At 49.4% G+C, this 23,271-nt stretch carries 19 protein-coding genes; 13 read left to right on the forward strand and 6 right to left on the reverse strand.

The genetic code is table 11. The features are described from left to right. Nucleotides 1-142: 142 nt before the first annotated feature. From NBH15_RS11095 to NBH15_RS11110, 4 genes are all read left to right on the forward strand, one after another. On the forward strand, nt 143-1,387 hold the full coding sequence (locus tag NBH15_RS11095) for an efflux RND transporter periplasmic adaptor subunit (RefSeq protein WP_186961037.1): 1,245 nt from the start codon (nt 143-145) through the stop codon (nt 1,385-1,387). 49 nt (nt 1,388-1,436) lie between these two features. Next, nucleotides 1,437-2,699, forward strand: coding sequence for an ABC transporter permease (locus tag NBH15_RS11100; RefSeq protein ID WP_128135776.1), 1,263 nt, complete (start codon nt 1,437-1,439; stop codon nt 2,697-2,699). A 22-nt stretch (nt 2,700-2,721) separates the two neighbouring features. Continuing rightward, complete coding sequence (locus NBH15_RS11105; protein ID WP_244050187.1) at nt 2,722-3,978, forward strand: ABC transporter permease; 1,257 nt, start codon at nt 2,722-2,724, stop codon at nt 3,976-3,978. Nucleotides 3,979-4,457: 479 nt separating this feature from the next. Continuing rightward, nucleotides 4,458-5,123 carry an ABC transporter ATP-binding protein gene (locus NBH15_RS11110; RefSeq protein WP_128135849.1) on the forward strand — a complete coding sequence of 222 codons (666 nt, stop codon included), beginning with the start codon at nt 4,458-4,460 and terminating at the stop codon, nt 5,121-5,123. A gap of 422 nt (nt 5,124-5,545) precedes the next feature. Here NBH15_RS11110 and NBH15_RS11115 read toward each other — a convergent pair whose 3' ends face one another. Continuing rightward, nucleotides 5,546-6,352 carry a DNA-binding domain-containing protein gene (locus NBH15_RS11115; RefSeq protein WP_128135443.1) on the reverse strand — a complete coding sequence of 269 codons (807 nt, stop codon included), beginning with the start codon at nt 6,350-6,352 and terminating at the stop codon, nt 5,546-5,548. 114 nt (nt 6,353-6,466) lie between these two features. Here NBH15_RS11115 and NBH15_RS11120 point away from each other — a divergent pair, with 114 nt between their 5' ends. From NBH15_RS11120 to NBH15_RS11150, 7 genes are all read left to right on the forward strand, one after another. Further along, a complete protein-coding gene (locus NBH15_RS11120; RefSeq protein WP_250822684.1) occupies nt 6,467-7,768 on the forward strand; it encodes an ABC transporter permease in 1,302 nt (433 codons plus the stop codon). Nucleotides 7,769-7,777: 9 nt separating this feature from the next. Continuing rightward, nucleotides 7,778-9,028, forward strand: a complete 1,251-nt coding sequence (locus tag NBH15_RS11125; protein ID WP_128135445.1) for an ABC transporter permease — start codon at nt 7,778-7,780, stop codon at nt 9,026-9,028. 96 nt (nt 9,029-9,124) lie between these two features. After that, on the forward strand, nt 9,125-10,858 hold the full coding sequence (locus NBH15_RS11130; RefSeq protein WP_244050188.1) for a PD-(D/E)XK nuclease domain-containing ATP-binding protein: 1,734 nt from the start codon (nt 9,125-9,127) through the stop codon (nt 10,856-10,858). Nucleotides 10,859-10,991: 133 nt separating this feature from the next. Further along, on the forward strand, nt 10,992-12,299 hold the full coding sequence (locus NBH15_RS11135; RefSeq protein ID WP_244050189.1) for an ABC transporter permease: 1,308 nt from the start codon (nt 10,992-10,994) through the stop codon (nt 12,297-12,299). 10 nt (nt 12,300-12,309) lie between these two features. Then, nucleotides 12,310-13,584 carry an ABC transporter permease gene (locus NBH15_RS11140; RefSeq protein WP_244050190.1) on the forward strand — a complete coding sequence of 425 codons (1,275 nt, stop codon included), beginning with the start codon at nt 12,310-12,312 and terminating at the stop codon, nt 13,582-13,584. A 15-nt stretch (nt 13,585-13,599) separates the two neighbouring features. Then, on the forward strand, nt 13,600-14,892 hold the full coding sequence (locus NBH15_RS11145; RefSeq protein ID WP_250822685.1) for an ABC transporter permease: 1,293 nt from the start codon (nt 13,600-13,602) through the stop codon (nt 14,890-14,892). A 20-nt stretch (nt 14,893-14,912) separates the two neighbouring features. Next, nucleotides 14,913-16,175, forward strand: a complete 1,263-nt coding sequence (locus tag NBH15_RS11150; RefSeq protein ID WP_250822686.1) for an ABC transporter permease — start codon at nt 14,913-14,915, stop codon at nt 16,173-16,175. 110 nt (nt 16,176-16,285) lie between these two features. On the opposite strand, the gene NBH15_RS11155 is transcribed toward NBH15_RS11150, so the two are convergent. The 4 genes from NBH15_RS11155 to NBH15_RS11170 form a co-directional block, all read right to left on the reverse strand. Beyond that, complete coding sequence (locus NBH15_RS11155; RefSeq protein ID WP_443146939.1) at nt 16,286-16,810, reverse strand: phosphatase PAP2 family protein; 525 nt, start codon at nt 16,808-16,810, stop codon at nt 16,286-16,288. A 75-nt stretch (nt 16,811-16,885) separates the two neighbouring features. After that, nucleotides 16,886-17,062, reverse strand: a complete 177-nt coding sequence (locus NBH15_RS11160) for a DUF4250 domain-containing protein (protein ID WP_010800257.1) — start codon at nt 17,060-17,062, stop codon at nt 16,886-16,888. 96 nt (nt 17,063-17,158) lie between these two features. Further along, nucleotides 17,159-17,536: a diacylglycerol kinase family protein gene (locus tag NBH15_RS11165; protein WP_250822688.1), complete on the reverse strand. Its 378-nt coding sequence runs from the start codon at nt 17,534-17,536 to the stop codon at nt 17,159-17,161. A 37-nt stretch (nt 17,537-17,573) separates the two neighbouring features. Continuing rightward, complete coding sequence (locus NBH15_RS11170; protein WP_007653627.1) at nt 17,574-18,842, reverse strand: DNA recombination protein RmuC; 1,269 nt, start codon at nt 18,840-18,842, stop codon at nt 17,574-17,576. Between the two features lie 161 nt (nt 18,843-19,003). On the opposite strand from NBH15_RS11170, the gene tpx reads away from it, so the two are divergent. Next, nucleotides 19,004-19,510 (forward strand): thiol peroxidase, encoded by a 507-nt coding sequence (tpx, locus tag NBH15_RS11175; protein ID WP_007653626.1) that lies wholly within the window; start codon nt 19,004-19,006, stop codon nt 19,508-19,510. Nucleotides 19,511-19,937: 427 nt separating this feature from the next. Continuing rightward, a complete protein-coding gene (locus NBH15_RS11180) occupies nt 19,938-21,155 on the forward strand; it encodes an MFS transporter (protein ID WP_244050193.1) in 1,218 nt (405 codons plus the stop codon). Nucleotides 21,156-21,243: 88 nt separating this feature from the next. Here NBH15_RS11180 and NBH15_RS11185 read toward each other — a convergent pair whose 3' ends face one another. After that, entirely contained in the window at nt 21,244-22,836 is a 1,593-nt protein-coding gene (locus NBH15_RS11185) for an arylsulfatase (protein WP_250822689.1), read from the reverse strand. Between the last annotated feature and the right edge of the window lie 435 nt (nt 22,837-23,271).

Below are 23,271 nucleotides of genomic sequence, written 5' to 3' on the forward strand. Positions count from 1 at the left end.
GCCGGAATGTTTTCTGTAAAACCGAACACACTGTCCGATATTGAACACTGTTTGTTTTATAGTAGGCTCACAATATCAGTGGTTTAGCTTTTTGGCACGGAGTTTGCCTCTACTGTGGTGGAAAATAAAAACAATACTAAATATGGACAGAGAGATATCAAAAGAAGTTCGAAGAAAAGAACAACGCAAACAAATCATAAAGATCGGGGGAGGCGTGGGAGCGGCCGTGCTCGTCATTGCCGTGATCATTTCTTTCCTGCAAACCAGCCTGAACCGTAAAGACCTGACTATATCCACCGTCGACCAGGGCGTCATCGAAGTATCGGTCAGTGCCTCCGGCAAGGTGATACCCGCTTTCGAAGAGATCATCAATTCCCCTATCAACACCCGTATCGTCGAGATATACAAAAAAGGAGGCGACTCTGTCGATGTAGGAACACCGATCCTCAAACTCGACCTGCAAAGTGCCGAAACGGAATATAAGAAGAAACTGGACGAGCAACAGATGAAACAACTCGAACTGGAAAAACTCCGTGTCACCGGCCATAGCAAACTCTCCGAAATGGAGATGAATCTGAAAGTCTCCCGCATGGAACTCGACCGCAAAGCCGTCGAACTGCGTAACGAACGCTACCTCGACAGCCTCGGTGCCGGCACCACCGACAAAGTACGCCAGGTAGAACTCGACTACAACGTCAGCCAGCTTAAACTCAAGGAAGACGAACAAAAATACATCAATGAACAGGCCCTTGCCGAAGCCGACCTGAAAGTAAAGGAACTCGAACTCAACATCTTCCGCAAAAGCCTCGCCGAAACCAAGCGTACGCTCGACGATGCCCAGGTCCGCTCCCCCCGCAAGGCGATCCTGACCTACGTGAACAACGAGATCGGTGCCCAGGTAAGCGAAGGCACCAAGATCGCCATCGTCTCCGACCTCTCACATTTCAAGATCGAAGGTGAGATAGCCGACACTTATGGCGACCGCATCGCCGCCGGCAGCAAAGCCGTTGTCAAGATCGGCAGCGACAAACTGGAGGGCACCGTCAGCGACGTCACCCCGCTGTCGAAGAACGGCGTCATCTCCTTCACTGTCCAACTGGAAGAAGACAACCACCGCCGCCTCCGCTCCGGCCTTAAGACCGACGTGTATGTCATGAATGCCGTCAAGGATGACGTCATGCGCATCGCCAACGCCTCTTATTATGTTGGCAAAGGTGAATACGACGTCTTTGTGGTCAACGGCGACCAACTCTTGAAGCGCAAGGTGCAGCTGGGCGACAGCAACTACGAATACGTGGAAGTGATCAGCGGCCTGCAACCCGGCGACCAGGTCGTAGTCTCCGACATGGCAAGCTATAAGGACAAGAACAAACTTAAAATAAAATAACGTCCCGTACGGGCGGTTCGCGAACCGCCCTAACATAAACAACAACAATATGTTCAAACAATACCTCAAACAAGCCCTGAACATGCTGCGTGAGAACCGCCTCATCAGCCTGATCTCCATACTCGGCACGGCTCTTTCGATAGCCATGATCATGGTTGTTTGTCTGGTCTTCCAGATACAATCCGCCAGTTTCTCACCCGAAACAAACCGTAATCGTATGCTCTACATCGAGGACGGGACTCAGGTGGAGTGTTCCGCTAACAGACGCTACAACGGCTTTATGTCTCAGGAAGCTGTCCGTGAATGCTTTTACACGTTGAAGAAACCCGAAGCAGTTTCCGCCTGGTTCAGTTTCCCGGCTCCACTGTCGCTTCCTGGTAAGCGCATGTATAATTCCTATGATATCATGTATTCCGACCCTGCATTCTGGAAGATATACGACTTTCGTTTCCTGGAAGGTAAACCATTTACCGATGCCGATTTCACCTCGGGCATTCCCCGGGTAGTTGTTAGTGAAAGCGTGGCCCGCACCCTGTACGGAAGCACTGATGTGGTAGGTAAGCCAATCATTCTCGAGCAGATGCCCTGCACGATCTGCGGTGTAGTAAAAGACGTTAGTCGTGCCGCCGACACCTCTTTTGGCGATGTATGGGCACCCTATACGCTCAATCAGATGATACTTGGCCTGACCCAGATGGAAGGTATGGGCGGCGCTTTTAAAATAACCCTGCTGGCTCATGATAAAGGAGACTTCGACGCCATCCGCCGGGAAATAGAACAGCAACGCGACCGCTACAACGCGGCAAAGCAAGATTGTAAGATCAGCTTCCTGGAGAATCCGATCACCCGCTTCGACAAGGCAATGGGTTCGTCAGGTTGGAGGAAGATAGCCCTGAAAGATTACCTGCTTGAGACGGGTGGCCTGCTTCTTTTGCTTCTTCTTGTTCCCGCATTGAACCTGACCGGTGTGACACAATCGGCCGTGCAGAAACGCCGTAGCGAGATGGGGCTCCGTAAAGTATTCGGTGCCACCCGGGGCATTTTGTTCAGCCAGTTGCTCTGTGAGAACGGACTTATCACCCTTTTGGGAGGAGTAATAGGACTGGTCTTATCGCTTCTCTTGTTGCCGGTTTGCAAAGACTTCCTTTTGAAGGATGCAGAGACAGTGCTCCATACGGATATGTTGTTTCAGCCGGGAATCTTCCTTGTCGCCCTGCTGTTTTGCCTGTTGCTCAACCTGCTGTCTGTCGGCATACCGGCCCTGCGCATTTCGCGGCAACCCATAACCAAGGCATTGAAAGGGGATGAATAATAAACATGTAATATAACGTATAATGATTAAACATATACTAAAGATAATATGGAACCAGCGTCGCAGTAACGGCTGGATATTTGCCGAACTGTTGGTCGTGGTAGCAATCCTCTGGGTGATGATGGATTCGATGCTGGTAGACCAGTACACCTACCATTCTCCACTCGGTTTCGATATAAGGAACACCTACAAGATACAACTGGGAGTACTTCAGCCGGGTATGCCGGGTTACGTGGACGAACAGGAGCAAACAACCCGCCTCGGAGAGGACATGTTCCGCCTGGTAGACAACCTGCGCCAGGCTCCCGAAGTGGACGAAGTTTGTCTGGCTGGTGCCGGTAGCCCTTATTCCCTGAGTAGAATGTCGACGTTGTTGGTACCCGTCGGTGCCGACACGACGGTTCAGGCTCGCAACTATACGTATTGCACTGTCACCCCGGAGTATTTCGATGTGTTGCGTATAACCGATAAGGCCGGTGCTCCGCTCCGTTCCGTCGTCGGGACACGTACAGGCATCGTAATCAGTGCCGACCTGGAGGAGCAATTCCTTGAAGGCGGTGGCATGGGAGATTCTTTCCGGTTTGACGGAGAAGATGGCGAGCGTCTTCCTCTGGTCGGAATAAGTAATCCCCGTCGTTCTACAGAGTATGAAAAGAGTGCCCCGTACTTCTATGAGATCGTATCGCCTTCTGCGATGATCGACGTAGCGGAAATGTGGCAAGTGACCATAGATGTCCTTATCCGCATGAGTCCCGGCTTCCCGCCCGAAAAGATGGAGGCGTTCCTGCAAGGGATGGGTGACCGGTTGCTGGTGAACAATGTCTACGTTTCCAGTCTGGAGCCGCTATCCGATATGCGTGCCGACAGACTGAAAGACCGCGAAGACAATATGAAGAAGAAGACCGCCCTGGTGGGCTTCATGCTGATCAACGTCTTTTTCGGCATCATCGGAACCTTCTGGTTACGTACGCAGGCACGGCAGGGGGAGATGGGATTGCGCATCGCCCTGGGATCGAACCGCCGTCAGCTCAGCCGCCTGATGAACCTCGAAGGGCTTGTCCTGCTGGCTCTCACGATTCCCTTTGTGTTGGTATTCATACTAAATATGCTTTACTTCGATATGCCCGACACCTGTCGTCTCCCCTATACCTGGTGGCGTTTCGCGGTCACCTTCGGAGGAGCCTATTTGCTGATGGCGGGTATGATCAGCCTCGGTATCTGGTTCCCGATGCACAAGGCGGTACAGATGAAACCGGCGGAGGCGTTGCATTATGAATAAATAAGTACAGTATGGTGAGTATAGAAATAATTGAGCTATCGGTTTTGTGACTGGTTGTAACTGGCTCCCCTCTTGAGAGGGGGCAGGGGGTGTGTTAAAGCCAGTCAATAAAACAAGCCTTGTTACAGGTTTATTTGCCGTCTGCTTCAGCTGACGGATTAGTAAAGGATCTATCTCATTGGACTTTAGTCCCATTTCTTACAGTTTTCTATCTAAGAGAAATGTGGCTGAAGCCAAAAGAGAGAAACAACTTGTAAACCGTCAGCTGAAGCAGACGGCAAATGAACCTGTAATAGTCAAGTGACTCTGATTATGGTGATTGTATGGGCGGGAATATGACACACCCCCTTCCCCCTCTCAAGAGGGGAGCCAGTTACAACCAGTTGCTATAAACAAACACTCATTTCTGATAAAATACGATACATCAATAACAATTATATAATAAATGAATTAATAGTAACAATTAAATATCAAACATCATGATCAAATTAACAAACCTCGAAAAGATCTACCGTACGAAGGAGATCGAAACAGTAGCTTTGGAGAATGTGAACCTGGATATCCAGAAAGGCGAATTTCTGAGCATCATGGGCCCCTCCGGTTGCGGAAAGTCCACCTTGCTGAACATCATCGGACTGTTGGACGCCCCGACAGCCGGTACGGTCGAGATCGCCGGAACCAATACGGTCAGTATGAACGACAAACAACTGGCCGCCTTCCGTAACAAGACACTCGGTTTCGTCTTCCAATCCTTCCACCTGATCAATTCGCTGAACGTACTGGATAACGTAGAACTCCCGCTGCTCTACCGTAACGTCTCTTCTTCCGAACGCCGCAAGGCTGCTGAAGCCGTTCTCGAAAAGGTAGGCCTGAGCCACCGCATGCGCCACTTCCCGACACAGTTGTCCGGCGGTCAGTGCCAGCGTGTAGCCATCGCCCGTGCCATCGTTGGGACCCCCGAGATTATCCTGGCGGATGAGCCGACCGGTAACCTGGATTCAAAGATGGGTATCGAGGTCATGGACATCCTCCACCGCCTGAATAAGGAAGACGGCCGCACCATCGTGATGGTAACCCACAACGAAGCGCAGGCACAGCAGACGAGTCGCACGGTGCGCTTCTTCGACGGCAGACAAGTTCAATAGGATTGTTACTTTTCTCTTGATAGAAAAGTAACCAAAAGATCAAGGCTGCACCGGCTTCGCTACTCCGGTGAAAGACTACGCTGTCGTCTGTGAACTCGCTTCGCTCAAACAGCACAGCCTCCGGGCGCTCCGTCTTCCACCTTCGCTTTACGCTCACCCGCTGAGGCCTTTCCAAGAACGCAAAGCGTTCTCTTAGGATGGCCGATACCGGTAGTTAAGCAGGCTCTCTCAAGTGTTCTTTCTGATGCTGATGGTAACTTTTCCCCTCTCGAGAGGGGGCAGGGGGTGTGTTATAGCCCGGGCAAATACCTTCCCTCTTCCCGTTAGCGAGGGTAACGGATAGCCTAAGGTAGGATGCTACCGCACCCCGATGCTGTTGAGTGCTGCACCCTGATGCGGATGATAGCCGCACCCCGGTGCAGTTAGTCACCGCATCCCGATGCGGTAGTGGCGGAGACGGTAAGGGTAACCATCCCCATCCGAGGCACCTTATAGAGGCGATAACTGGCATTGTACTGGCTCCACACCTCCACCACCCACCTGCCCGGTGTCAGCGGCTCGGGCGGCAGAAAGGCAAGGCTGGGAGATTCGTTGATGAAGACCATGCGAGGTTCGATGAAATACTTTTTTTCGCCTTCTTCCTGGCGGATGACGATCCCGACATCGGGATGGTCGCCCATCACTTTCAGCCGCTTGCCGTGGATAAAGAGCGGAAGGGTATAGCCAGCAGGGATGACGCAAAACTCCCGGCCTTCCTGGTTGAGGTAACGGTCGTTGTGGATGCTGACTTCGTTGGGAAGGGGGGCGTTCGGGAAGAACTGGATAACCTCTGCGGGGAACCAGTCGGCCAGCTGGTTGAGGCGTGGTGAAGGGCGTAGGTTGATACGGATGGCATGCCGTTCGCGGTCGAACTTTTCAAATTCGGTCTTGAAGCGGCCGCCGACGGTCAGTTCTGTCCGCCCCAGGCCGAAGTCGACGTTGAAGCCGTCTTCAATCGCCCCGTATATCTCTTCCAGCATGGTGTTGAAAGAGGCGATGAGCGTTCCGTGCGAATACGAACTGCGGTTTCTGACGGCCCGTTCGGCGATATCGTCGAGTGTCAGGCTCGGATGGTTGGGAAGTGTCCCTCTAAAGAACGGTTCCTGGCCGGGAAGTTGGCTTTTACTCAGTTTAACGAATAGTTTGCCGGGTTTAACGGTCATTTTTGATTTAGGTAGCTCTTTATCCATAACACACATAGATTAATGTTAAACGACAAAGATAAGTAATATGTTCAGACAATATCTCATACAGGCTTTGAATCTGATGAAACAGAATCACATAAATTAAGAAAGGTAATATATATGTACAAACAGTATCTCAAACAAGCCTGGCAACTGATGAAGCAGAACCGCTTCTTCAGCTTCGTCTATATTCTGGGGACGGGGCTTGCCATCTCGATGGTCATGGTCATGGCGATCGTGTATTATATCCGTACCGCGGATATCGCTCCCGAAGACTGCCGGAGCAGGCTGTTGCAGTTGAACTATGCCTCCGTGAAGTCGAAGGATGAGGAAAAAGGGGGGACCTACAACTGGATGCTTTCGTACCATGCGGCACGGCAGATTCTGGACGGGCTGTCCGAAGTGGAGGAGGTCTGTTTACGGATCGACCCGGGTAGCACAAGCCAACTTATGGGGACTGTCTATTCGCAGCTGCCGGGAAGCGCCGACCGCTATAAAACCCGGTTGATGGCTACCGACGCTGCCTTCTGGCGTATCTTCAGTTTCCGGCTGCTGCATGGCAAACCTTATACCGATGAAGAATATGAGAGCGGCATGAAACGGATCGTGTTGAGCGAATCGTATGCCCGCAAACTGTTCGGTTCGGCTGATGTGATTGGCAAAGGGGTTATGATTAATCAGGTGGAGTACCGGGTGGCCGGGGTGGTGGAAGATGTTTCGTCCGTCATGACGATGACCTGTGCCGATGCCTGGGTGCCTGTTTCCTCTGTGCCTGCTTTGGTGGAGGCGGGGGGAGCCGAACGATCGGCAGGACCTGTCTGTGCTTATATGCTGGCAAAGAGCACGGCCGGCTTTGAGGCGATCAGGGATGAGGTGAATCGCCGCCGGCTTCAATATAATACGACTTTGCAGGAACGGTATGTGGATGCCTTCAGTCTTTCCACGCCGCAGCAGACACAGATAGGCAGTCTCGACTATAGAATGTCTTATGCCGATATTATCCGTCGCTACCTGCTGATCGCGTTGGTTTTCCTGCTCGTCCCGGCTATCAATCTGACGGGGCTTATCTCGTCGAGGATGCAGGAACGTACCGAAGAGATGGGGTTGCGGAAAGCCTTCGGGGCCCGTTCGCATTCCTTGGTGACGCAGGTGCTGACCGAGAACCTGCTGTTGACCTGTATCGGGGGAGTGGTCGGTTTGCTGGTGTCGTGGCTGCTGGTAGTCGTATTGCGCAATTACCTGTTGAGCAGTTTTGGGTTTATGAATGAGGGGAATGTACAGCTGACGTTCGACATGCTGTTTAACCTGCCGTTATTCCTTTCGGCTTTCGGGTTGTGTGTCGTGCTCAACCTGCTCTCGTCGCTGCTGCCGGTATGGAAGGCGACACGCCGTCCGATGGTAGATTCAATCAACGATAAATAAGGATACATTATGATAAGACATCTGTTTAAACTAATATGGACACAGCGCCGTTTCAACGTCTGGATCGTGCTGGAGTTGTTTGTCGTATCCACACTGATGTGGTACATTGTCGATTACCTGAGCGTCCTGGCCATCACCGCCAGTACCCCGACAGGCTTCAATATCGAGAATACCTATAAACTGAACCTTGCGCTGAAGCAGGCGAACGAAAACGGGTATGTCACCTACGAGGAAGGTAGCCCGGAGCCTTACCAGAACCTGAAACGCATCGAAGAACGCCTGCGCCGGCATCCCGATATCGAAGGGGTGAGCGTGGGCGAATGGCATTATCCTTATTGCCGTAGCAATTCGAACAATAGCTACTGGAGGGATACATTGAGGGTGAATACCGAGATACTGACCGTTACGCCGGATTACTTCCGTGTCTTCCGCGTGTCTTCTGCCGACGGTGGCAGCCCGGAGACACTGGCACAGGCGATGGGGAGTGATTATATAATTACTCCGGCCGTCGAAGAACGGCTCTTTCCCGGCTCTTCCGCTATCGGAGGTTTTATCTTCGATCGCGACGACAGCCTGAATATGCGTGTGGCAGGAGTTACCACGCTGATGAAGCGGATGGAGTTTAGCCGTCCGGCATGTTTTCTCTTTATGCCTTTGGACGAATCGGACAGGGTACTTTTGGGGGAGAACGATTTATGGAGTTCTACCGATATCTGTTTCCGGGTGAAAGAGACGGCGGCTACGGCCGACTTTGCCGAACGTTTTGCCCGCGAGATGCGTCCGCAGTTGCAGGTGGGTAACTTCTATTTGTCGGAGATCACGCCTCTCAGCGATTTTCGCGAGGAGCAGTTGGAGTGGGTATATAGTCCGCTGCGTTTCCGGATCGGCTTTTCGATCTTCTTCCTGACCAATATCTTCCTGGGAATAATCGGGACTTTCTGGCTGCGCATCAACAAGCGGCGGTCGGAGATCGGATTGCGCATGGCGGTCGGTTCTTCCCGGCGTATGGTGTTGTGGCAGATGATAGGCGAGGGGTTGGTGTTGCTGGTCATCGCTTTTATCCCGTCTTTGCTTGTTTGCCTGAATCTGGTACAGGTGGATTTACTGCCGGAAGAATATATGGATGTAACGCCTTTGCGCATCTTGCTGAATACGGTGATAACGTTTACCCTGCTGGCTGTTGTCGTCTGCCTGGGTACCTGGTATCCGGCACGCCGCTCGGCAAAGATCGAGCCGGCTGAGGCGCTGCATTATGAATAGGGGATAGGGAATGTTTGGTATTACTTAAACTTTTTCTGTCTTCTATTACAATAAATCCGTACATTTGTTCCTGTCGATCAATAAATACAGTCAGATATGGAAGCAAAGAATATACCGTACGGGTTGACAGACTTCGCCCGCATTCAGAAGGATAATTATTACTATGTGGATAAAACACAGTATATTCCTCTGATAGAGCGGGCGGCACCTTATTTTTTCCTGATCCGTCCCCGCCGCTTTGGGAAGTCGTTACTAATAGATGTACTTACCTGGTATTACGATATCAACCGGAAAGACCGCTTTGAGGAGGTGTTTGCCGGATGTCGCATTGTGGATAACCCGACGGCCGAACAGGGAAAATACCTGATCCTGAGTTTCAACTTCTCGGATGTAAACCCGATGCCGGATAAGGTATTCGAGTCGTTCGAGCAGCACTGTGGTTTCCGGTTTATGGAGTTTGCCGACAGCTACGGGCGTTTCTTTGAACCAGGTTTCCGTGAAGAATTGATGCGGCAACCTTCGGCCGATGCCAAGTTTTCTTATCTGGTATCGAGGGCTACCCAGCTCGATCTCCCGATCTATCTTTTCATTGATGAGTACGACAACTTTGCCAACGCCATCCTGGCCCGCGAAGGGCACGACCGTTATCATGCGCTGACTCACAGCGAAGGCTTCTTCCGTTACTTCTTCAACAAGATCAAGGCGGCAGCGACGGGTGACAGGGCGATCAAACGTATGTTTATTACCGGCGTTTCGCCTGTGACGATGGATGATGTGACGAGCGGTTTCAATATTGGTGCTAATATGAGTGCTGACTCGCGTTTCAATGGTCTGGTGGGATTCAGTGAAGAGGATCTGAAGACGATGCTGAACTATTACGATGCTCAGGGGATGCTTTCCGATGGTGTGGAGGATATTATCAAGGTGATGAAGCCGTGGTATGATAACTATTGTTTCTCTAAGCGGTCGCTCAATGAGCCGATGTACAATTCGGATATGGTGCTTTACTTCCTGAATAATTATCTGCCTCATCAAGAAGCTCCCGACCAGATGATTGACAACAATATCCGTACCGACTATAATAAGTTGCGCCACCTGATCCGTATTGATAAGACTTTTGGAGTGAATGCATCAATTATTCAAGATGTGGTAGCCAACGGAAGTATTAGGGCTGAGATAAATTCGTCTTTTCCTGCCGAGGCAATTGTGCTACCGGAGAATTTCAAGAGTCTGCTCTACTATTTCGGTCTACTCTCCATTCAGGAAGTATCCATGGGGCGCACTATCTTGGGAATCCCTAACCTGACTGTTCGTGAGCAACTTTATACTTATCTGATTGAAGCCTACCGCGAAGCTCATATCTTTAACCTCGATTATCATGAACTGGAAGATCTGGTCTGGAAGATGGCTTACCAAGGTGAGTGGGAACCTGTCTTCCGCTATTTCGCCTCCGAACTCGAACGGCAGAGCCGGGTACGTGAGTTTATCGAAGGCGAGGCGCATGTGAAAGGTTTTCTGTTGGCTTATCTCGGAATGGTGGGTGGTTATATCATTCAGCCGGAGTACGAGGCAGGTAAAGGTTATGCCGATTTCTATATGATGCCCGATTTGCTCCATCAGCCTGACATTGCTTACAGCTATATCGTTGAAGTAAAATATGCCCGTCGTGATGCGACGGATGCCGATATCGAGACTTTGCGCCGGGAAGCAACCGGGCAACTGCAACGTTATGCCGCTGATCCGCTGGTGGCTCAGACCAAAGGGGATACTCGCCTGGGTCTCATTACCCTGGTCTTTAAAGGGTGGGAACTGGTTGTTTGCGAGATGTAGGCGGTAGTGTTCGATACTGTGATGACTGTTCAGTATCGAACACTATCTGTTTTATACTTTTGCTTATTATCAACGGGTTATATTTGTGGCACGGCATTTGCTTTTAGTCCGGCATAACAAATAAAACCGTATTATGTACAAACAATACTTCAAACAAGCCTGGAACCTGATGAGGCAAAACCGCTTCTACAGCGGGGTGTATATCATCGGGACGGGACTTGCCATTTCGATGGTGATGGTGATAGCGATCGTGTATCATATCCGTACCGCCGACATCATGCCTGAAGTGCACCGCAGCAAATACCTTTATATCGACCAGGTGAAATATGAACGGGGGAAAGGGAACAGCAATTTCTTTTGGGGCATCCGTTCCGCCAAAGAATGCCTGATGCCGCTGAAGTCGGCGAAGGAGGTGGCGATTATGACCAATACTGCCATTACCAGCCTGCTTTATGGCGATACCTATGTGCAGATTCCCGGGGGAGACGACCCGCAGAAAGTGCAGATGATGGGGACGAACAATAGCTTCTGGCGCCTCTTCTCTTTTTCCTTTGTCGAAGGGAAACCGTTCAGCGAGGAGGAGTTCCAGTCGGGTTTCCCCCGCGTGGTCGTTTCCGAATCGCTGGCACGCCGTATCTTTTCGACAACGACCGGCGTGACGGGGAAAAGCATCCTGCTGGATGATACGGAATATTCCGTCAGCGGCGTGGTGAAAGATGTCTCTGCCGTGACACCGTCCGTTTATGCCGATATGTGGGTGCCTTATACTTCCATGCCGCTGGTTATGGAGGCTACCGACGAACGCGATGTGTCGGTGGGTCTGCTGACGGTCTGTATTCTGCCTGCCGACGGAATGGGGATCGACAAGGTGAGCCGGGAACTGGAAGAGTTGATCGACCGCTATAATACGACCCTGGCCGACGGCAAGATCAGTATGATGAACGGCGTGGAGACGCATCTGACACATGTGATCCGTCAGTTCGTGATGGGCGGTTCCGTGACGGCGGTTTACCTGATGCTTCTGTTTCTGATCCTTCTTTTCCTGCTGATTCCGGCACTGAACCTGTCCGGCCTGAACGCTTCGCGGATGCAGGACCGCATCTCCGAGCTGGGGGTGCGGAAGGCTTTCGGGGCGCGTAAGAACCGGCTGTTGACACAGATACTGATAGAAAACCTGTTGCTGATGTTGCCGGGCGGATTGGTCGGGTTGCTGGTCTCGTATGGGATGGTGGCGCTCTTCCAGCAGTTGCTGCTTGCACCGGGTATCATTGCGATGGTACAAGGCAGTGTGCAGACGGAACTGACCTTCGGGATGCTGCTGAGTCCGGCGGTGTTCGGCTATGCGTTTCTGGTCTGCTTCCTGCTGAACCTGATGTCGTCGATGATCCCTGCCTGGCGTGCGATCCGTGTGAATATAACTGAGTCATTAAACCACAATTAAAGAGATAGATATGCTGTTACATATACTGAAACTGATCAAGACGCAACGCCGCAGCAATGCCTGGGTGTTTATAGAACTACTTGTTGTCTTCGTACTGCTCTGGTACGCCGTCGACCGGATGACGATGAGCCGGATCACACAGACGCAACCGATGGGATACTCGTTTGAGAATGTATATAAGGTGACGCTGGCCGTGCGCCCTTCCACCAGTGCTTCCTATATTGCCTACGAACAGGGAAGCCAGGGGGCGGGAGAAGATTTCATGCGTATCATCCGCCAGTTGGAGACGCATCCCGATGTGCAGATGGTAGGCTTGGCGAACGAGGCTTCGATGCCTTATACCTATATGTCCAACTCGGATACTTATTTTCAGGAGAAAGACTCTCTTTTCCGTACTGCTCTCGACTTCTACGTTACGCCCGGTTATTTCCGTGTATTCGATATACATACGGCCGGTGGCGGTTCGCCGGACGAACTGGCTTCCGCTATTCAGGAAGGTATCCTGCTCAGTGAGCCGATGGCAATGAAATGTTTCAGTTCGACCCAGGTGGACGGCCGGGAGTTGCTTATTATTCAGGATGACACCCTGCGTTACCGTGTGAAGGGGGTGACGGAAGCCATTAAACGGGAAGAGTTTAGCCAGCCGCCTTCGATTGTCTTTAAAGAGATGAAAGAGCGGAGTATCCTGCGGATGAGTGAACAGGAGTTGGGGAAGATGCAAATCTGTTTCCGTCTCCGTCCGAATGCGGCGTCGGAGAGTGCTTCCGAATATGCCGTTCGTTTTAAGAAAGAGATGAAACACCGGCTGGCGGCAGGCAATTTCTGGTTGGCCAACGTACAATATTACCCCGATGTACGCACCCATTATCTGGAGACTTCGATGAATACGAACGGGGGAAAGCTGGACATTGCGATCAATATATTTCTGCTGATCAATGTCTTCCTGGCTGTGATCGGAACGTTCTGGTTCCGTGTGAACCGCCGCCGTAACGAGTTGGGGCTTCGCATGGCCGTCGGTTCCAGTCGCCGCCGCTTGCAACAGTTGCTTATCGGCGAAGGATTGATGATACTAACCATAACCGCCGTACCCGCCTTGCTGATTTGTGTGAACGTGGCCTTTGCCGGCCTGCTGAGTACGGAGGTGATGGAGGTGACTGTCGGCCGCCTGTTGCTTGTCAGCCTGCTGACGTGGCTGTTACTGGCCGTAATCATCACACTGGCTATCTGGTATCCGTCCCGTAAGGCGGCCCGTCTTGAACCGGCGGAAGCCTTGCATTATGAATAAACAAATACTGACATTATGTATAAAATCTATTTAAAACAAGCACTTGCCATGCTGAAGGAGAACAAACTCCTGGCCTTGATCTCTATCCTGGGTACGGCATTGGCTATCTGCCTGATCATGGTGATGGTGATCACGTATCAGGTACGTGTCAAAAACTATTCTCCCGAGGACAACCGCGACCGGACGATGTATGTGCGGTGGGGCGGACGGACCTATAAAGGGGAGCAGTACGGGAACGGTTATCTTTCCCTGCGTACGATCAAAGAGTGTTTCCTGCCGTTGAAGACACCCGAGGCAGTGTCGTTTATCTCTCCCTGCCGTAGCCTGCTGGCATCTTTGCCGGGCGGGAAGGAGAAGAAAGATTGCCTGATGATGTTTACCGACGATGTATTCTGGAAAGTCTTCAACTTCGAATTCATATCCGGCAGTCCTTATACGAAAGAGGAAGTGGCTTCGGGTATAAAGAAGGTAGTCATCAGCGAGTCGACCGCCCGACGGTTATATGGCACGGCCGATGCTGCCGGCAAAACGATTATGATCGCTTATAAGCCTTACACGGTCGGCGGGGTGGTAAAGGATATTTCGACGATTGCCAAAGCGGCATATGCGGAGGCGTGGATTCCTTATACGGCTTCGGCTGCCGATTTGAGCGATGATTCCTGGGCGGAGAATATAACGGGATGGTTCCAGGTGATTATCCTGGCCCGTTCGGCATCCGATTTCGATACAATCAGGAAAGAAATAAGCAACCTGCAAGCACAATATAACAGTTCGTTGAAGGATTATAAGCTCGTATTATACGATCAGCCGGATACGCAACTAGAATTGGAGATTAAAGGAGTGAGGGCTATCGGACCTGACAAGACAAGGACGATCGTGCAGTATTTGCTGATTATCGTAATTCTGTTGTTGGTGCCGGCAATCAATTTTTCCGGCATGACCTTGTCGCGGATGCGCAGCCGCCTGCCGGAGATAGGTATACGCAAGGCGTTCGGAGCGACCAAAGGCAGGTTGCTGGTGCAGATACTGTCGGAGAATCTGTTTCTGACCCTGCTGGGAGGGGTGGTCGGACTGCTCTTCTCTTACATTGGCATCTTCCTGTTGAGAACCTGGTTGCTGAGTAATAGCTTCGGTTCCATCTCTTCCGTATTCGGCGGTACACCGATGTTGTCTGTTTCTGAGTTGCTTAATCCGGTGATATTCCTCTATGCTTTTCTGTTTTGCCTGATACTGAACCTGCTGTCTGCCGGAATACCTGCCTACCGGATGTCGCGCAAAGAGGTGATAGAGGCTTTGAATGAAAACTAAACCGTTAAAATAGTACGAAGATGATCAAACATATCATTAAATTAATATGGAACCAGCGGAAAAGTAATAGCTGGTTGTTAGGGGAATTGTTGCTTGTGACGGTTTGCCTGTGGTATATTGTGGATTATTTGCTGGTTGTATTATGTACGTTCAGTGCGCCGGTCGGTTTCGACCTCGATCATACCTATAAGTTTGAGTTTAACGCCCGGGAAGAGGGGGCCGAAGGGTATCTGACACCTGGAGAACATCCCGCCAAAGCCGGTGAAGATTTGTGGGAGGCGATGGAGCGCATACGCAGGATGCCGGGCGTTGAAGAAGTGGCTTTATCCAGGTTTGGCGTTCCTTATAATAGCATGGATAATTACCAGCCTCTTCGCCGGGATACGCTTTCGGATGCTGTTTCCTGCCGTATCCAGTTTGTTACTCCGGAGTATTTTGATGTGTATCGTATCGGTTCCGCTATTTCCGGAAATCCTGAAGAACTGAAAGATGGGATAGGCGGTATGAAGGTTATTATAACCCGGGATGCGGCGGAGAGGCTTTTTCCGGAGAAAAGTGTAAAGGACGCAGTAAAACAGACTGTTTATACAAATAATAATTCAGGAACGATGACCATTGGCGGAATTAGCCAGGAGGTCCGCCGGTCGGAATTTAGCAAGGTGGGAGCAAGAATCTATATTAATCAGAGTGAGGCGGAGGTAAAGACCGTCTCGGCAGAGATGTTACCCTGGATGGAAGTCTCCGTGCGGGTTAAACCGGAAGCTGACAGGAACTTTGCCGATGTATTCATGCAGGAGAAGAGTGACCAGGTAGAGATCGGTAACCTCTACCTTCAGAATATTATCCCGCTTTCCAATATAAGGGAAGATGCCTTGCGGGATGGAAAAGGGGAGATGAAAACGCGTTTGTCTATCCTGCTTTTCCTGCTGGTGAATATCTTTTTGGGGATTGTCGGTACTTTCTGGTTCCGTACCCGTCAGCGGCAGGGGGAAATGGGACTTCGGATGGCATTAGGGGCTACCCGGGGGCAGTTGAGGATGACGGTGTTGGGCGAGGGGCTTGTGTTGCTGACGCTTGCGTTTATTCCGGCCGTTGTCATCTGTCTGAATATTGCTTTTGCCAATCTGATTGATTCGAACCTGATGGATAACAGCTTCCTGCGTTTTACGGGAGGGATGCTGGTTACTTTCCTGCTGGTCGCAGGGATGATTATTGCCGGTATTTGGTATCCGGCGAACGAGGCGGCACAGCTGCAACCGGCAGATGCTTTACATTACGAATGATTAAACCTCATGGAATATTGAGTTAGTCACATATAGACTTGTAATTAAGCCCGGATCTGTAGCGAGTACACGTCTGGGCTGCTTTTTCTTTTCCGTTATGTCTGTTATGCTTAGAAGGTCATGGAAGCATAAATACCGAAATGTTTGTCACCGGCCAGCGGACTGAGGGTCAGGTTGTGCTTTTGGGCAAACGGACGGGTGAAGATATAGGCACTGCCGATACCCATGGCGGCTCCGGCGGCCACATCCCACCAGTCGTGCTTCTTGGCATACGTACGGCTCCATCCTACATAGGTCGCTACGGCATACGCCGGGATACCCCATTTCCAACCGTAACGGCGCTGGATAAAAGCAGCGCCCGTAAACGATACGGAGGTATGCATGGAAGGAAACGAATGATTGTCGCTGCCGTCGGGACGTTCTTTCTTTACCAGGTACTTCAGCGCATAGGTCATGCCGACCGTACTGACCCCGGCCAGTGCTCCCTGTTTCAATCCCTGCCAGTCCTGAAGGATCAGCACGGTTGCCAGGCTCGCCGCAGGAGTAAGGCAGGCCAGCACATCGCCCGATTTACGGACGGCATTACGGCTACCGCTTAGTTTGGCTTCTTGTGCATGACTGTTGAAACAGACCATGAATGCCAGAAGAAAGGTAAAAAGATAGGTTGTTCGTTTCATATTTTCTTTGTTGATGCAAAGTAGAAACGGAAGTTACCAGAACTTATTGTTTTCAGCACTGTATTCAAAGCCGGCAACGGCAAGTTTATGGACAAGCATGTCTTTGTCTACGTCCATTTTACGGCATAATTCATCAAGGGATGCATATTTGTCGCGCAGTTTCATGTTAACTACGCTGAAAAGCATCGTCGGGTCTTCGGGAAGTTTCATTGTTATGTGTAATTAAAATTAATAGTGAATATTTGAAATAACTGTTGTTTGTTCTGTTTTGTTTAAAATGTTCGGATTTGTTTAAAACGTACGGATTCAATATAAAGCAATCAGCTTGGGAAAAAAGATGATTCCGCCTACTATTGCGGCGGCAATCGCCATTAACAATACGGCTCCGGCTGCCAGGTCTTTGGTCCGTTTGATTGCTTCGCTATATTCGGGCGATACAAAGTCGGCAATAGCTTCCAGCGCTGAGTTGACAGCTTCGGCTGCCAGCACGGTGCCGATCACGATTACGACAGCTACCCATTCCATGCGCGACAACCCTAGAAGAACACCGGCAATCACCACGCATACAGCTGCAAAACAATGTATCCAGGCATTATGTTCTTTCGTGATCAACAAACGTATCCCGTTGAACGCATACCGGAAACTCCGTAGTCGCTTGCGGAAAGTAAAGCCATCATTCTTCATATATCCATTCTGTTGAGGTGGCAAAGATAGGTATTTTTTATGATTCTTCCTCTTCTTCCGTCAATGGTCCCAATTCCGGTATGATTGCACGGGCTTCGCGGCCGCTCAGGGTGTCTACGTCTTTCAGCTTGCGCTGGATGGCGCGGGTACGGGTTCCGAGCACCTCTTCGATCTGACCGCTGGCCGTTTGCAGGTTTTTCTGCGCTTTTTCCAGCATACCGCCTACCTTTTCGAACTCTTTCTTTACCGCACCGAGTATGGTCCATACTTCGCCGGAATGTTTCTGGATGGCCAGTGTGCGGAAACCCATTTGCAGGCTGTTCAGGATAGCGGCAAGGGTGGTAGGTCCGGTTACGACAACCTTATAGGTCCGTTGCAATTCATCCAGCAGGGCGGAACGGCGCACTACTTCTGCATAAATGCCTTCGAAGGGAAGGAACATAATGCCGAAATCGGTCGTCGCGGGGGGAGCCAGGTATTTGTCGGAAATGTCTTTAGCCATCTTTTTGATGGTTGTTTCGAGCAGCTTGCCTGCCGTTTCGATAGCCTGCGGGTCGGCATTGTCGTAAGCGTCCAGCAATTGTTCGTAAATATCTTTGGGAAATTTGGCGTCGATGGGGAGGTAAACGTATTCGCGGATATCGTCGCGCCCCGGGAGCTTGACGGCAAATTCCACGACCGCGTCCGAACCTTTGCGGGTGTGTACGTTCGCTTCATATTGTTCCGGTGCCAGTATTTGTTCCAGCAACATGCTCAGTTGTATTTCTCCGATGTTTCCTCGTGTCTTCACATTGCTCAGTACCCGTTTCAGGCCGCCAACGTCCTGCGCCAGTGTCTGCATTTCCCCTAAACCTTTCTGTACGCTTTCCAGTTGTTCGGTAACGAGGCGGAAAGACTGGCCGATGCGGTCGTTCAGTGTCTTCTGTAATTTTTCGTCTACTGTGACGCGGATTTCATCCAGGCGCTTTTCGGTGTTGGCAACCAGCAGGCGCTGCTGTTCGTCGAGGTTGGCGAACTTTTCCCGTTGGAGGTTGTTGAAAGAAGCGATGCCCCGGTCGAAAGCCTCCCTGAATTCGTTCATGGAGCGGGTCAGTTCTTCCCGGTTGTCGCGGGCAACGATACGGCCCTCTTCGCGGTTCAGCCGGAAGTCTTCCCGGAAGTTCTTTTCAATGCGTTCGAAGGAACGTTGCATTTCATCGAGCAAGCGTTTCAGTTCGTTTTGTGTATCGGATTTATCCTCTTTCGGGCGGAATAAGATTTGTAAAACAATGATAATAAGAAGTCCGCAAATAATTAACCAGTTCATGTCGTTCTATTTTGCGGCAAAGATAGAAAAACAGTTCTTAGGGCAAGTGATTAAAAAGAGTTAAAAGGAAAAACATTCTTCATTAACGTTTGTTTTAGTCATACAAAGCGGCCTATATTTGTACGTCGCTTTTTAGTAACAAAACATAAAATACTACAAAGATGGCAAAGATAACATTTAAAGGTAATCTGGAAGTAAATACGAACGGAACATTACCGGCAGTCGGAGCAGAGGCTCCCGATTTCAAAGGAGTAAAAAGTGACTTATCTGAATTATCACTGAAAGAACTGAAAGGAAAGAACGTTGTAATCAATGTTTTTCCGAGTTTGGATACAGCCGTATGTGCTGCTTCGGTGAGACGTTTCAACAAAGAAGCTGCTTCTTTGCCAAATACTGTGGTGCTGGCAGTATCGAAAGATTTGCCTTTTGCGCACGGACGTTTCTGTACTACGGAAGGTATTGATAAAGTGATTACACTTTCTGCATTCCGCTGTTCGTGCTTTGAAGATAAGTACGGGATGCTGATGGTTGACGGTCCGCTGAAAGGGTTACTGGCCCGTGGCGTGATAGTAGTCGACGAAGCAGGCAAGGTGGTATATGAGGAACTGGTTCCTGAAATTACCAACGAACCGAATTACGAAGCCGCAATCGCTTCGCTAAAAAACTAAATAAGTAGATTATTGTTTTTCATTGGTTAAAGTTAAGGGTTAGTGTAGAAGGCTGTCGGATGTGAATCCCGCAGCCTTCGTTTTGTTGTACCGAAAACTTTCGTATGCCGATGATACCCGCCGGAAATTTCCTAATTATCAGGTACGCCAGTATATTGTATATATCTGCGCCAACCGCTGGTGGAAATGCTGGGAGGTATAGCGAAAAAACAGCATTGTTATTAATCATCGTTTGGTAATTCATATTTTATTCGTATACTTGCAGAAAATAAAATAATCTTTATGTGTTCAATAACTTCTAAATCAGGCATCATTTATTTGGTGTGATAAACGGATAAGATCCTTTTTGTCTTCTGAGTTTATATTGTCGATTTCCCGGAACCGTGGGGAATCCCGTATCTATTATTGTTATATTATAAAAGAAGTTATGAATAACTGGAAAAAAGTTTTCGCCATTATATGGACCGGTCAGTTCTTCTCTATCCTGACCAGTTCAATCGTTAATTTTGCAATCATCCTATGGCTTAGTTTTGAAACGAAATCGGCAGAAGTACTGGCTTTTGCTGCCATAGCAGCCATGCTTCCGCAATCGGTATTGGGACTGTTTACCGGTATCTTTGTAGACCGTTGGAAAAGGAAGCGGGTGATGATCCTGGCAGATAGCTTTATCGCTTTCTGTACATTGATCCTGGCTGTCCTGTTCTATCTGGATATAGCGAAGATCGAACATATTTATATTTTATTGGCTTTGCGTTCGGTAGGTTCGGCTTTTCACATGCCGGCCATGCAGGCGTCGGTCCCTTTATTGGCTCCGAAGTCAGAACTGATTCGTATTGCCGGCATCAACCAGATTATCCAGTCTGCCTGTAATATTGCCGGGCCGGCACTGGCTGCGCTTTTCATCTCTTTTATGAAGATGACGAATATCCTGCTGCTGGATGTGATTGGTGCGGCTCTGGCATGTACTTCACTCTTGTTTGTGAAAATTCCTGATCCGGATAATACGGAAAAAACGCAGAAAGTACATCTCTTGAAAGAAGCGAAGGAAGCCTTGACAGAGGTCCGTGCACAAAACGGATTGTCGTGGTTGTTTATCCTTTCTATCATTGCTACATTCTTTATTATGCCGGTCAGTGTTTTGTTTCCGTTGATGACGTTGGATCATTATTCAGGGAATGCTTTTCAGATCAGTCTGGTTGAAGCAGCCTGGGGAATAGGAGCCTTGCTGGGCGGTGCTTTTCTGGGGATGAAGAAGTTTAAGCTGAATGAGATTTCATTGATAAACTGGATGTATATCCTGTTGGGAGTTACGTTCGGACTGTCCGGTATCCTGCCGGTTTCAGGTTACCCGTTGTTTGTCGTATTGACGGCGGTTGGCGGTATATCCGGTTCTCTTTATATGGCCTCCTTTACGACGGTGGTACAGACACGTATTAATCCGGTGGTGATGGGGCGTGTGTTCTCGTTTTATATGAGTGTTAGTCTGTTGCCTTCGATGATCGGATTATTGAGTACTGGATTTCTGGCGGATACGATCGGTATTGGGAATACATTTATAATCGGTGGGGGACTGGTGGGAGTGATCGGTGTGATCTCGTTTGCTTTGCCAGCCATAAAAGAATTGAAGAAGGGATTTGATAAATAGTAAAAAGTCTCACTATAGCACACAGATGACGCAGATCGGACAGATGAGCACAGATTTTCAGTGTGCCATAGTGAGACTTTTGTAACGTTTACTCTTTCCCGCTTTGATCCGGATAGAGCGATTTATAATACTTGACGCGTTCTCCCCAGGGACGGTATTCAAATGGAAAGACATGCTTTTCTTCGGCCCATCGGTTCCATTTATTTTCTAAAGCTTTTACTTTCTCCGGGAACAAGGCTGCCTGGTCGTTTTCTTCAAACGGATCAGTCGTCAGGTCAATCAACTCCCAGGGATGTTTGGCATTATCACGTACCAGTTTCCAGCCGTCTGAAATGATGGCACAGGAAGTGTTGTGTTCGAAAAATAAATCCCGTGAAGCCAGCTTTCTATTTTGGATGGCGGGCAACAGGCTTTCCCCTTCAGTGGCGTGTAACTTTTTGTTGTTGAATTGTTTGGGATATTTGACTGAAGCCATTTCCAGGCAAGTAGGCATAACATCAATAATATGGCTGAACTCCCGGCTGAATTTGCCTTTGAGAACATTCTTTTGCGGATCGCCATAGGTAACGATGAAGGGAGCACTTGTTCCTCCCTGGAAACACAATGCTTTATAATCCCTGTAAGGCGTATTGCTCAAATCCGCCTGCAACTGAGCTATAAATCCGCCTTCCCGGGTGGCGCCGTTATCGCTCATAAACAGGAAAATAGTATTATCGTAGATTCCTTTTTCTTTGGTAGCGGCAATAACTTCCCCGATGCCGTCGTCCATTATTTCAATCATGGCGGCATAGGTAGCCATATCGGTTATCCATGCTTCCTGTTGTTCGGGAGTGAGGCTGGTCCACGCCGGGCGCTTCCCTTCGAATTCTTTCTGATGGATGGGAAGCGTATCTCCGGCATTTATCAATCCCATCTCTTTTTGGCGGTCGAAACGTTGTTGCCGCAAGATGTCATATCCCACTTTATACCGTTGCCGGCATGATTCCACCCGTTCTTTGGGGGCTTGCAACGGTCTGTGCGGGGCATAATGCGCCAGGTACATGAACATTGGGAGATCGGCCGGATGGCTGCGGATAAAACTGACGGCTGAATCCGTAATGGCCGTTGTGTAATAAAAGTCGTCGGGGAATTGGGTGATGCGTTTCATGTTCGAATAGACAGGAGTCGGTGTATAATAGCTTCCGCCTCCACTCAGGCAACCATAATATTTATCGAACCCCCGTTGGGTAGGATAACTGCCGTTTGGTTTTTCGAAGGCGCCTTCCACTGTCAGATGCCATTTGCCACTCATATAAGTTGCATATCCGTTGGCCTTTAATATTTCGGCAATAGTTGGGAAATCGGCGGATATCTGTCCCCGGTATCCGGGTCGGTGTTCGTCGACAGCCGTCATCCATCCCATTCCCGCTTCATGCTGGTAACGCCCGGTCATGAGGGCGGCACGGCTGGGACAACTGCGTCCGGTGTTCTTGAACTGGCTGAAACGTACTCCGTTAGTTGCCAGAAAATCAATGTTGGGAGTCTGAACTTCTCCTCCGTAACATCCCAAATCGGAAAATCCCATATCGTCGCATAGGATCAGAATAATGTTGGGATGCGTTTGGTCGCCGGCATTACCGGCTGCCGCGAACTGTGCCATAGAGGCAAGAGCCACGGAACTCAATAGAATTTTATTCGTCATGTTATCTAAGGTTATAGAAATAAATTGTTACTTCTCCTTCTTAATAGAGTTTTCATCATAGATCCGGGGATAAAGTTACGGATAAGTTTTCAGAATATTCTATCCGTCTTTGTGAAAGATATTGTTATGATGCATTTACTGTGTATGGAGCTTGTTGTGGGATTTGTTATAATTGATTATTTATATAAAAGATTATTAATGCGGTTGATGGCGGTGATTGTGTCGATGATTCATTCCTTACTTTAAAAAATAAGATATAAGGTGTTTTTGTATTAAGTTCTTACAGAACTAATTTAATACCGACCCTGCAAATGTAATATTAATTTTATAATAAAGCATTAAATTGTATAGATTATTCAATAATAGTTAAGTCATTGGAGATCGTTTAATAATAATAACGTTTAAACTAAAGTTAATCCATTAAAAAGATAGATG

This window comes from Parabacteroides caeci (assembly GCF_023656795.1).
Taxonomy (GTDB): Bacteria; Bacteroidota; Bacteroidia; order Bacteroidales; family Tannerellaceae; genus Parabacteroides; species Parabacteroides segnis.